The sequence below is a fragment of the Isoptericola sp. NPDC019482 genome (genome assembly GCF_040632295.1).
GTDB lineage: Bacteria > Actinomycetota > Actinomycetes > Actinomycetales > Cellulomonadaceae > Isoptericola.
Map to the genome: position 1 here is coordinate 48,667 of NZ_JBEYBQ010000027.1, position 11,119 is coordinate 59,785.

Genomic DNA, 11,119 nt, shown 5'->3' on the forward strand with positions numbered 1-11,119 from the left:
GCACCGCATTGACCGGAGGGGGCTCCTTGACGACCTCGACGACTTCCGCGCCGGCGACGGCGCAGCGCGCCCGCACGCCGGGCGGACGGCGCGGGCAGAGCCTGCTCGACACGAAGCGGCAGTGGTGGGGCTGGCTGTTCCTCGCCCCGTTCACGGTCGTGTTCGTGCTGTTCCTGCTGGTGCCGCTCGCGTACGCGTTCTGGCTCAGCCTGCACACCAAGGGCATCGCGACCGGCGGGGAGAGCGTCTTCACCGGCGTCGCCAACTACGTGCGCGTGTTCACCGACGCGGACTTCCTGTCCGGCATGGCGCGGGTGGGCCGGTTCGTGCTCGTCATGGTGCCGATCCAGATCGGCCTCGCCGTCGCGATCGCGCTCGTGCTCGACACGCTGGCCACCCGCCTGTCGAAGGCGTCGCGGCTGCTCGTCTTCGTGCCGTACGCCATCCCCGCCGTCATCGGCGCGCTGATGTGGGGCTTCCTGTACAGCCCGCGCTTCGGCCCCGCGAGCGACGTCTTCGGGATCTTCGGCCTGGCCGCCCCCGACTTCCTCAGCCGCGACCTCGTCTTCGGCTCGCTGGTCAACATCGTGACCTGGCAGTGGGTGGGCTACTACATGATCATCGTCTACGCCGCGCTGCGGGCGATCGACCCCTCGATCTACGAGGCGGCGAAGCTCGACGGCGCGGGCAACGCGGCGATCGCGTTCCGCATCAAGATCCCGATGATCGCGTCGTCGATGGTGATGATCGTGGTGTTCGCGCTCATCGGCACCCTGCAGTTCTTCACCGAGCCGACGGTGCTGCGGTCGGTCGCGCAGGGCGCGATCCCCACCACGTACACCCCGAACATGTACGCGTACTCGATGGCGTTCTCCTACAGCCAGTTCAACTACGCGTCCACGATCGCGTTCGCGCTGGGGATCCTCGTATTCATCGGGTCGTACGTGTTCCTGTACGCCACCCGCAAGCAGAGCGGACTGAAGTGATGACGACCGTGACGACGCAGCAGTCCACCTCGCGCCGGCCGCGACAGCGCCGGATCGGCTCCCACCTGTTCCTCCTCCTCGCGGTCGTGTACTTCGTCGTGCCGCTGTGGTGGCTCGTGGTCGGGTCCACGAAGTCGAACAGCGGCCTGTTCGTGGGCTCCGGCGGGGCCCTGTGGTTCAACGACGAGTTCGCGCTGTGGGACAACGTGAAGCAGCTGTTCACGTACCAGGGCGGCATCTACTGGACGTGGATGCGCAACTCGTTCGTGTACGCGATCGTCGGCGGCGTGGGGTCCACGGTGCTTGCCGTGCTGGCCGGGTACGCCCTGGCCAAGTACCGGTTCCGGGGGCGCAACCTCTACTTCTCCATGCTGCTGGGCTCCGTGATGGTGCCGCTCACGGCGCTGACGATCCCGACGTTCGTGCTGCTCAGCCAACTCGGCATGATCAACACGATGTGGGCCGTGATCCTGCCGTCGCTGCTCAGCCCGATCGGCGTCTACCTGGTGCGCGTGTACGCCGTCGACGCCATCCCGGACGAGATGCTCGACGCCGGGCGCGTCGACGGCGCGGGGGAGCTGCGCCTGTTCTTCCGCGTGGCGCTGCCGCTGCTGCGGCCGGCGTTCGTCACGGTCCTGCTGCTGACGACCGTCGCCACGTGGAACAACTTCTTCCTCCCGCTGGCGGTGCTGCGCGACCCGCAGCTGCTGCCCGTCACGGTGGGCATCAACCAGTGGCAGGCGCTGTCCAACGCGGGCGCAGGCGGCGAGCAGGTGTGGAACCTCATCACCACCGGCGCGCTGGTGTCGATCCTGCCGCTGGTCGTGGCGTTCCTCGGCCTGCAGAAGTACTGGCAGGGCGGGCTCTCGCTCGGGTCGATCAAGTGATCGGCACGGCGCCCAGGACGACGACGGCGGGCGTCGGCCCGGTCGGCGGCGCGCTGCCCGCGGCGCGCACCCGCCCGCTGCCCGCCGCGGCGGTGCGGCTCGGGGCGTCCGGGCTGCTGGGGCGGTGGCAGGAGCGCAACGCCGCCGCCACCCTGCCGCACTGCCTCGACGCGCTCGAGACGTCCGGCGCGCTGGACAACCTGCGCCGCCTGCTCGACCCCGCCGATCCCGACCACCACGCCGGCCCGTACCGCGGCTTCAACTTCGCCGACTCGGACGTGCACAAGACGCTCGAGGCGGTCGCCTGGGAGTCGGCGCGCGCCGGCGCCCCGCGGCACGAGGACGAGGTGCGGCGCGTCGTCGACCTGCTGCGCCGGGTGCAGGCGCCGTCCGGCTACCTCGACTCCCACGTGCTGGGCTCCGACGGCACCGACGGTTCGGCGGGCGCCGCGCCGTCGCCCGAGCCGTACGCCGACCTGCGGTGGGGGCACGAGCTGTACGTGCTGGGCCACCTGGCGCAGGCGGGCGTGGCGCGGGCGCGCGCGACCGGCCAGGACGACCTGCTCGACGTCGCGCTGGCGTGGGCCGACGACGTCGTGGCCCGGCTGGCCGCCGGCGAGGAGCTCGTGTGCGGTCACCCCGAGGTGGAGTCGGCCCTCGTGGAGCTGTACCGCGAGTCGGGCGACCCCGCGTACCGCGAGGCCGCCCGCCGCATGCTCGAGCTGCGCGGCCACGGGCGGCTCGGGTCCGGCCCGTTCGAGCCCGCCTACCACCAGGACGCGACGCCGGTGCGCGACGCGGACGAGGTGGCCGGGCACGCCGTGCGGCAGCTCTACCTGCTGGCGGGCGTCGTCGACCTCTACCTGGAGACGGGCGAGGAGGCGCTGCTCGCGGCCGCCGCGGCGCAGTGGGACGACGCGCACGGGCGCCGCACGTACGTCACCGGCGGGATGGGCTCGCGGCACAAGGACGAGTCCTTCGGCGACCCCTTCGAGCTGCCGCCCGACCGCGCGTACGCCGAGTCGTGCGCCGGGGTGGCGAGCGTGCTGTGGGACTGGCGGATGCTGCTCGCCACCGGCGAGGCGCGGTACGCGGACTCCCTCGAGCACGCACTGCTCAACGTGGTCGCGGCGGCGACCTCGACGGACGGCACGGCCTTCTTCTACTCCAACCCGCTGCAGGTCCGCACCGGCCACGACGGGGCGGACGAGTACCAGGCCTCCGGCCGGCGCGGCTGGTTCGCCTGCGCCTGCTGCCCGCCGAACCTGGCGCGGCTCGTCGCGACGCTGCACACGATGGTCGCGACCCGGGACGCGGACGACGGCGCGCTCGCCGTGCACCTGTACGCCGACGCCGACCTCGACGCGGACCTCGAGGCGGACCTCGGGGCGGGCACCGCGGCGGGGGACGTCGTCCGCCTGGCGATGCGCACCGGCTACCCGTGGGACGGCGACGTCGTCCTCACCGCGGACGCCCCGTCGCCGGTGCCGCTCGCGCTGCGGCTGCCCGGCTGGGCCGACGTCGCGCGCACCCGGCTCGACGTGGACGGCGAGCCCGTCGACGTCGCCGCCGCGCTCGACGCCCGCGGCTACCTGCGGGTCGGTGCCGGCGCGCGCCGCGTGCGCCTGAGCCTGCCGATGGAGCCGCGCGCGATCGGCGCGCACCCGCACGTGGACGCCGTGCGGGGCTGCGTCGCGCTGGCCCGCGGACCGGTGGTGCACTGCCTGGAGCAGGTCGACCACCCCGGCGTCGTCCTCGAGGACGTCACGCTCGACCTCGCCGCGGGCCTCGAGGTCGGGCCGGCCGACGACGCCCTGGGCGTGGGCGCGACGCTCGTCGGGACCGGGCGCGCGACGCCGTCGGAGGGCCTGCCGCTCTACCGCGACGTGAACATCGACGCGACGCCCGACGACGCGCCGGTAGAGGCCACGGACCTGCAGGTCCGGGCGGTGCCCTACGCTGTGTGGGGCAATCGAGGAGAGGGTCCGATGCGGGTCTGGATCCCGGCCGCGGCGTCGTTGCGGCCCGGCGACCGACGGCGGTCGGGAAGGTGAGCGGCATGCGCGTGACCATGCACGACGTGGCCCAGCGGGCGGACGTGTCGATCAAGACGGTGTCGAACGTCGTCAACGGGTACCCCCACATCCGGCCCGAGACGCGCCGGCGCGTCGAGGAGGCCATCGAGCACCTCGGCTACCGGCTCAACACCACGGCCCGGAACCTGCGCACGCAGCGCACGGACATGATCACGCTGGCCGTGCCGGAGCTCAAGCTCCCGTACTTCGCGGAGCTCGCCGACTCCGTGATCCGCTCCGCCGAGGAGCAGGGCCTCACCGTGCTCATCGAGCAGACCGGGTCGGTGCGCGAGCGCGAGATCGAGCTGCTCGACGGCCGGCGACGTCACCTCACGGACGGCGTCATCTTCTCGCCGCTGGCGCTGGGCCAGGACGACGTCGGGCTGTTCACCGTCGACTTCCCCCTCGTGGTGCTGGGCGAGCGCGTCTTCGACGCTCCCGCCGACCACGTGACGATGAACAACGTGGCCGCCGCCCGTGCCGCGACGCTGCACCTGGCGTCGCTCGGGCGGACGCGGATCGCCGTGGTGGGCGCACACGAGGGCGAGCGGGTCGGCTCCGCGGCGCTGCGTACCGAGGGCTACCGGCAGGGGCTGGAGGCCGCCGGGCTGCCGTACGACCCGGCGCTGGTGAGCGAGGCGGGGCTGTGGCACCGCTCGACCGGGTCGGAGTCGATGGGCCGGCTGCTCGACTCCGGCGTCGAGATCGACGCCGTCTTCGCGCTCAACGACGCGATGGCGCTCGGCGCGCTGCACGCGCTGCACGCCCGCCGGATCGACGTGCCGGGAGATGTCGCGCTGATCGGCTTCGACGACGTCGACGACGTGCGCTACTCCGTGCCGACCCTCAGCTCGGTGGACCCCGGTCGCGAGCAGATCGCCCGCACGGCGGTGGACCTGCTCGTCGAGCGGATCGCGGGCGGTTCCGACCGGCCGTACCGGCGCGTGGTCACCGGCTCGCGGGTCGTCGGGCGCGAGTCCACCGGCGACGCCGCGGAGGGCATGGAGAAGGTGGTGGCAGTCCAGCCCGGCGGCAGCGAGGAGATCGTGTCGCCGGTCAGCGCGACGGCGTGACGACCCGCGGCACCTGGCGCGGTGCCGGCATCTCCCGCAGGCCGCGGAGCGGGCTGCGCAGCGCGCCGAGGCAGGCGGCGCAGTGCACCGCCGCCATGAGCAGCACGGTCTCGCGGACGCCGAGCACCTCGCCCAGGGCGCCCGCGGCCAGCCCGGCGAGCGGCATCGTGCCGAAGTTGACGAACTGGCTGGTCGTGACGACGCGACCCATCAGGGGCTGCGTCACGTAGCGCTGCCGCCATGCCCCGCGCAGCACGTTCCCGGCGACCACCGCGAGCCCGACGAGGAAGAGGCCGGCGACGGTCCACGCGACCTGTGCGCCGTCGTCCCCGAGGCCCACCAGGAGCGCGGGCGGGCCGCCGGCGACGATCAGCAGCACCGTGGCGCGGGCGCTGCCGAGACGCCGGCTGAGCCGGGTGGCCACGGTCGCGCCGAGCAGCCCACCGCACGCGCCGACCGTCATGACGACGCCCAGCGCGGACGGGCCGAGGCCGACCGTGTCCACGAGGAACAGCACGAGCAGCGCGGTGTACCCGGTGAGGCCGAAGTTGGAGATCCCGCCCACGACGACGAACCAGCGCAGGTAGCGGTCGGAGGCCACGAACGCCACGCCCTCGCGGATGCGCACCCGCAGCGGCGCCTGGGGCTGCCGCTCCGGCTGCCGCTCCGGCCGGACGCGCCAGAGGCACAGGGCCGAGACGAGGAAGCTCGCCGCGTCCAGGGCCAGCCCGGCGGCGGCGCCGAGCGCCTGGGCCATCGCGCCGCCGATCCCCGGCCCCGCCACCTGCATGCCCGACTCCGTGCCGAGCAGGCGCGCGTTCGCGGCCTCGAGCTGCTCGTCGGGCACCACCTGGGGGAGGAGGACGGTGTAGGCGGTACGGAAGAAGACGGTCGTGACGCCCGCGGCGAGCGCGGCGCCGACGAGGTGCGGCAGGGTCAGCACGTCGAGCGCGGCGGCGACGGGGACGCTGCCGATGGCGACGGCGGCGACCAGGTCGGCCGCGATCATCACGGCGCGGGCGGGCAGCCGGTCGACCCACGCCCCCGCGGGCAGGCCGATCACGAGCCACGGCAGCCACGCCGCCGCCGTGAGCAGGCCGACGACCGCGGCCCCCGCGTCGAGCTCGAGCACCGCGACGAGGGGCAGCAGCACCGACGTGGTGGCGTTGCCCAGCACGCTGACGCCCTCGCCGAACCAGAGCCGACGGAACCCCCGGTTGTGGTCGAGGGGCACGACGGCGGCGTCCCGGGCCGTCGCGGCGGTCATGGCTGCGCGGGGAACCCGCGGCCGAAGACGAGCACGGGCTCGCGCTCGACGCCGTCGTCCGGGCGCGGGCGCTCCGCCCACCGCACGAGGACGGCGGTGATCTCCTCGCCGAGCGCGGCGAGCTCGGCGGGGGAGAGGTGCACCCACGTCTCGGTGGCGAACGCGGCCGCGTCCCACTCGGGCGCCGACCCGGCGTTCGCCTGCCACGCCCGGACCCGGTCGAGCTGCCGCTGGAGGTGGAGGGCCTCGGCGGCCTCGGCGGCGGTGACGGCGGCGGGGTCGGCCGCGAACTCCTGGCGGGACCAGCGCAGGCGCGGGGCGACGAGCCGCCACCAGCGCTCGCGACGGTCGCGGGCGAGCTCGGGGGCCTCGGCGACGAGGCCGGCGTCGTGCAGCACCTTGAGGTGGTGGCTGGCGCTGCCGACCGCCTGGCCGGTGCGGCGGGCGAGCGCGGAGGCGGTGGAGGGGCCGTCGACCTTGAGCGCGTCCATGAGGCGGGCCCGATAGGGGTTCGCGAGGGCGGCGAGCGCCTTCGCCTCGGTGACGGTGCGCACCTCGTGCTGCTCGGCCTCGCCGCCGTGGGGGGTGCCGGCGTCAGGGCCGGGGGACGGTGTCATCCCGCCACCGTAGACCTACAAGAGGTGTTGTACAAGAGTTCTTGTGGATGCCTTCCGTCAGGCCGTGGTGCCCGCGGAGACCTGGGCGTCGATCCGGTCGAGGCGGTCGGCGGCGAGGCGTCCGGTGGCCCACAGCCAGAAGCCGGGGCCCACGAGGGCGGCCAGGAGCGGCACCGCCCAGGCGGCGGCGAGCACGGCCGCCGTCACCACCAGCACCGCGAGCGCCGTCGTCGGGGCGAGCAGGGGCAGCAGCAGCAGGAGCCGCCACGTGGCGGCGGCCCTGCTCCGGTACCGCGTCACGACCGCCGGCCAGCAGGCGAGCACGACGGCGCCCCAGGCGCCGACGGCCAGCAGCCCGCCCGTGAGGAGGGCGCGTGCCGGCCCGTCGAGCAGCCCGAGGGCCGCGCCGTCGAGCCAGAGCAGTGCGCCGACGACCCACACCGGTGCGAAGAGCGCCGCGGACCGCCCGAGCCCGTCGCGCCAGGCGCGCCAGAACGTGCGCCACGGCGTGGGCTCCGCGGTCATCCGCGCGGCGACGACGCCGCCCGCGCGCAGGGCCGGCCCGAGGCCGAGCAGCACGCCGCCGGCGAGGGTGCCCAGCACCACCATGGCGGAGATCTCCACGAGCAGCGTCACCCAGCGCAGCGCGAGCATGACGCCGCCCGCCCAGCCGGGCACCTCGGCCTCGGCGACGGCGGTGCGCCCGGGGGTGTGCACCGCGGCGCGGTCGGGCGCGTGTCCCGGCGCGGGGGCCGTCACGGGAGCCTCGTCGCGAGCGTGACCCGGCCCGCGTCGTCGAGCGACTCGAGGCACAGGGTGGCGCGGTCGCGCACGGCGTCCCACGCCGGGTGCACCACGGCGGACACCGCCGCGCCGTCGGGGGCGGTCCACGCGAAGCGTCCGCCCCCCAGGGCGCGCACCGCGGTGCGGGCCTCGAGCGGGCCGACGACGCCGTCCTGCACGCGCGTCGGGTCGGTGCCCGGGGTGAGCTGCTCCCACAGGCCGTCGAGGACGGCCGGGTCGGCCGGCCAGCGGGAGACGTCGTCCACCTCGCGCCCGGGGCCGGCCCACGGCTGCGGCGCGACGAGCGGCCAGGCGTCGTGCGTCCACACCAGGCGGCGCAGCTGGAGCCGGTGCTCGGTGGGGGCGTCGGCGTCGCGCACGTGGTGCACCAGCAGCTGGCGCGCGTGCGTGCCCGCCTCGGGCACCGCGGCCGGGACCCGCTCGCTGAGCACCGACGCGTGGCCGGGGGCGAGGACCCCCGGCCCGTCGGCGAGCCGGTGCCCGGAGAGCACGGGCACGCCCACCGACCACGGGTCGGCGTCCACGTCGGTCAGGAGCAGCCCGCGGCGGTCGCGGTACGGTCCGGCGACGGCGTCGCCGGCGCTGACACGCAGGTGGTAGCTCCCGCCGAGCGAGTCGTACGAGACGAGCAGCGCCCAGCCGCCGCCGGGGCGGGGGAGCACGAACGCGCCCTCGACCGCGCCGTCGGCGGCCCGGGCCCGGCGCGCCAGGAGGCGGCCCGGCGCGGCGTGCAGCTCGCCGGCGGCGGGCGCGAACCCGTCGGCCACGAGCCCCGTGGCGGCGTCGAGCGGGAGCACGTGGATACCGCTGAAGAACGACCCGTACACGAGCCACTGCGAGCCGTCCGGCTCCGTCACGACGTTGGCGTCGATGGCGTTCGGGTGCCCGAGGCCGGCGGGCGGCTCCACGTGCTCGCTCGCCACGACGATCCCGCGGTCGGTCCACGGGCCGGCCGGGTGCGGCGCCTCCGCGAGCCCGATGGCGGAGCGTCGGGAACCGAACGTGGACGCCGAGTAGTACATCCGCCACACGGGTCCACCGGCGGTCGCCACCTGGACGACCTCGGGGGCCCAGAGCCCCTCCGCACCGGACCAGTCGGCCGCGGGGGCGGGCACGCCGGGCAGCGCCCAGCCGTGGAAGTCCCACGTCACCAGGTCGGCGGAGCGGCGCACCTGGACGCCGCCGCGGACGGGGCCGTCGGAGCGGGCGTCGGTGGAGAAGAGCCAGTAGACGCCGTCGTCGTCGCGGACGGCGGTGGGGTCGTGCACGTGGCGCCCGCCCCAGGCCGACGTGTCGAGGGAGGTAGTGGTCGCGGTGGGGGTCGCCGTGTCTGTCGTGATGTCCGTCGTGATGTCCGTCATCGTCAGCCCTTCGTCCCGGTGAGGGCGACGGACTCGATGATCTGCCGCTGGAAGACGAGGAAGACGACGAGGATGGGCAGCACGGCGACGACGGACGCGGCCATGATCAGCGGGTAGTCGCGCTGGGTCGCGTACTGGACGTTCATGTTGGCGATGACCACCTGCAGCGTCTGCCGCTCCGGCGTGTTCAGGTAGAGGATCGGCGCCAGGTAGTCGTTCCAGACCGCCATGAACCAGAGGATGAACTGGGCGGCGACGGCCGGGCGGATGATGGGCATGATCATGCGCCAGAAGATCTGCCAGTAGGAGGCGCCGTCGATCTTCGCCGCCTCGACGAGCGAGTCGGGCACGCTCGACAGGTACTGGCGCAGGAAGAAGATCATCACGATGTTGCCGAAGATCGCCGGGACGATGAGCGGCCACAGGGTGTCCACCCAGCCGATCTTCGAGAACATGACGAACTGCGGGATCATGATCGTCGGGAACGGGATCATGATGCCGGTGAGCAGGCCGATGAAGATCGCGTTCTTGAACGGCATCCGCATCTTCGCGAGGGCGAAGGCCGCCAGCGCGCAGGTGAACGTCCCGATCACGGTGACGCTCAGCGACACCACGAGCGAGTTCCGGATGCCGTCGAGCACGTACGAGTCGGTCCACATGCGGACGTAGGTGTCCCACTGGGGCACCTCCGGGATCCACACCGGGGGCAGCGCGAAGACCTCGTTCTTGGTCTTCAGGGACGTGGAGAGCATCCACACGAGCGGGGCGATCATGAAGATCGCGCCCGCCGCCAGGACGATCCACACGATCGTGTCGGTGAGGCGTGAGCGGGTGGTGCGGCCCAGGCGGGCGCCGGGCGTGACGGGAGCCGTGCCGGCCGTCGTGGTGGTCATGGTGTCTCCCTGGCCTCAGTCGATGACGAAGCCGGCGTTGCGCCGGTTCAGGCGGAACTGGATGAGCGTGATGACGAGGATGAGGAGCCCCAGCACCACGGACATCGCGGTGGCGTAGCCCATCTGCTGGTACCGGAACGCCTGCAGCCAGATGTGGTAGACGACGGACGCCGTGGAGTACTCCGGCCCGCCGGTGGGGGTCATGATCTGGATCTCGATGAAGATCATGGCGCCGCCGATCACCTGGGTGACCACGAGGAAGAACGTCACGGGCTGCACCATCGGCAGCGTGATGGAGCGGAACTTCTGCCAGCCGCCCGCGCCGTCGAGCTCGGCGGCCTCGTACAGCGACCGCGGCACGGACTGGATCGCCGCCAGGTACAGGAGCATCGAGTACCCGAGCCCCTTCCAGACCGCCATCATGATGATCGCGGGCTTGGCCCAGACCGGGTCCGCCAGCCAGTTCGGCCCCTCGATGCCGAAGAGCTCGAGGAACTGGTTCACCAGGCCGAAGTCGCCGTTGTACGCCCACTGCCAGAGGATCGCGACCGCGGCGATGGACGAGATCACGGGGACGTAGTAGATGGTGCGGAAGGCCGTGCGGCCGATGATCCGGCGGTTCATCATGACGGCGAGCGCGAGCGAGAGCGCGAGGCCGATCGGGATGCCGATCATGTAGAAGAACGTGTTGAACAGGGTCTGGCGGAACCGCTCGTCACCCATCAGGGCGACGTAGTTGTCGATCCCGATGAACTGCATCGGCCCCAGGCCGTTCCACCGCGTCAGCGACGCGTACAGCGCGAAGCCGGTGGGGTAGAGGATGAAGAGCAGGTAGCCGAGCACGGGCGCGGCCACGAAGAGGAGCGCCCACCTCTTCTCGGTGCGGTGGAGCCGCGAGCTCCCGCCGCGCCGCGGCGGCGCGGGGGCGTGGTCCGGCGCCGGGGCGCGGGTGCCGGCCGTGGCCGGCGTGGCGGTGGACGTCATCGCAGACTCCTTCGTCCAGGGACGTGCGAGGGGGGACGCGCGAGGGGTGAGCGGTGGGGGGGGGCCGGGGGGGGGGGCCGCCCCGCGCGGTGAGCGGAGGGGGCGGGTCCGGTGGCGGAGCCCGACGCCGCGGCCGAGAGGTAGCGCACACATCTGAACTGAAGAAACAGGA

General features: G+C 73.7%; 10 protein-coding genes. 4 read left to right on the forward strand and 6 right to left on the reverse strand.

Annotation, left to right across the window (positions count from 1 at the left end; genetic code table 11):
- Positions 1-26 precede the first annotated feature (26 nt).
- From ABZ493_RS16090 to ABZ493_RS16105, 4 genes are read left to right on the forward strand one after another with little or no spacing between them, the layout of a single operon-like run.
- Positions 27-986: a sugar ABC transporter permease gene (locus ABZ493_RS16090; protein ID WP_430583152.1), complete on the forward strand. Its 960-nt coding sequence runs from the start codon at positions 27-29 to the stop codon at positions 984-986.
- A complete protein-coding gene (locus tag ABZ493_RS16095; protein ID WP_430583153.1) occupies positions 986-1,873 on the forward strand; it encodes a carbohydrate ABC transporter permease in 888 nt (295 codons plus the stop codon). Before ABZ493_RS16090 ends, ABZ493_RS16095 begins: the two co-directional genes overlap by 1 nt.
- Positions 1,870-3,927 (forward strand): beta-L-arabinofuranosidase domain-containing protein, encoded by a 2,058-nt coding sequence (locus tag ABZ493_RS16100; protein ID WP_430583154.1) that lies wholly within the window; start codon positions 1,870-1,872, stop codon positions 3,925-3,927. The genes ABZ493_RS16095 and ABZ493_RS16100 overlap by 4 nt, the downstream gene beginning before the upstream one ends.
- 5 nt (positions 3,928-3,932) lie before the next feature.
- Positions 3,933-5,021, forward strand: coding sequence for a LacI family DNA-binding transcriptional regulator (locus ABZ493_RS16105; RefSeq protein ID WP_430583155.1), 1,089 nt, complete (start codon positions 3,933-3,935; stop codon positions 5,019-5,021).
- On the opposite strand, the gene ABZ493_RS16110 is transcribed toward ABZ493_RS16105, so the two are convergent.
- From ABZ493_RS16110 to ABZ493_RS16135, 6 genes are read right to left on the reverse strand one after another with little or no spacing between them, the layout of a single operon-like run.
- A complete protein-coding gene (locus tag ABZ493_RS16110) occupies positions 5,005-6,288 on the reverse strand; it encodes an MFS transporter (RefSeq protein WP_430583156.1) in 1,284 nt (427 codons plus the stop codon). The two genes, ABZ493_RS16105 and ABZ493_RS16110, sit on opposite strands and share 17 nt — an antisense overlap.
- The gene (locus tag ABZ493_RS16115; RefSeq protein ID WP_430583157.1) at positions 6,285-6,905 is read right to left on the reverse strand and encodes a metalloregulator ArsR/SmtB family transcription factor; all 621 of its coding nucleotides are present in this window, start codon (positions 6,903-6,905) and stop codon (positions 6,285-6,287) included. Before ABZ493_RS16115 ends, ABZ493_RS16110 begins: the two co-directional genes overlap by 4 nt.
- Positions 6,906-6,962: 57 nt before the next feature.
- Complete coding sequence (locus ABZ493_RS16120) at positions 6,963-7,664, reverse strand: DUF624 domain-containing protein (protein WP_430583158.1); 702 nt, start codon at positions 7,662-7,664, stop codon at positions 6,963-6,965.
- On the reverse strand, positions 7,661-9,070 hold the full coding sequence (locus ABZ493_RS16125; protein WP_430583159.1) for an arabinan endo-1,5-alpha-L-arabinosidase: 1,410 nt from the start codon (positions 9,068-9,070) through the stop codon (positions 7,661-7,663). Before ABZ493_RS16125 ends, ABZ493_RS16120 begins: the two co-directional genes overlap by 4 nt.
- A 2-nt stretch (positions 9,071-9,072) precedes the next feature.
- Positions 9,073-9,963, reverse strand: a complete 891-nt coding sequence (locus ABZ493_RS16130) for a carbohydrate ABC transporter permease (protein WP_430583160.1) — start codon at positions 9,961-9,963, stop codon at positions 9,073-9,075.
- 15 nt (positions 9,964-9,978) lie between these two features.
- Complete coding sequence (locus tag ABZ493_RS16135; RefSeq protein WP_430583161.1) at positions 9,979-10,947, reverse strand: sugar ABC transporter permease; 969 nt, start codon at positions 10,945-10,947, stop codon at positions 9,979-9,981.
- Between the last annotated feature and the right edge of the window lie 172 nt (positions 10,948-11,119).

Bases quoted from the DNA above. Each gene is read 5' to 3' on its own strand.
- ABZ493_RS16105 (WP_430583155.1), top strand. From the start codon at position 3,933: ATGCGCGTGACCATGCACGACGTGGCCCAGCGGGCGGACGTGTCGATC.
- ABZ493_RS16110 (WP_430583156.1), bottom strand. From the start codon at position 6,288: ATGACCGCCGCGACGGCCCGGGACGCCGCCGTCGTGCCCCTCGACCAC.
- ABZ493_RS16135 (WP_430583161.1), bottom strand. From the start codon at position 10,947: ATGACGTCCACCGCCACGCCGGCCACGGCCGGCACCCGCGCCCCGGCG.
- ABZ493_RS16130 (WP_430583160.1), bottom strand. From the start codon at position 9,963: ATGACCACCACGACGGCCGGCACGGCTCCCGTCACGCCCGGCGCCCGC.
- ABZ493_RS16125 (WP_430583159.1), bottom strand. From the start codon at position 9,070: ATGACGGACATCACGACGGACATCACGACAGACACGGCGACCCCCACC.
- ABZ493_RS16095 (WP_430583153.1), top strand. From the start codon at position 986: ATGACGACCGTGACGACGCAGCAGTCCACCTCGCGCCGGCCGCGACAG.
- ABZ493_RS16115 (WP_430583157.1), bottom strand. From the start codon at position 6,905: ATGACACCGTCCCCCGGCCCTGACGCCGGCACCCCCCACGGCGGCGAG.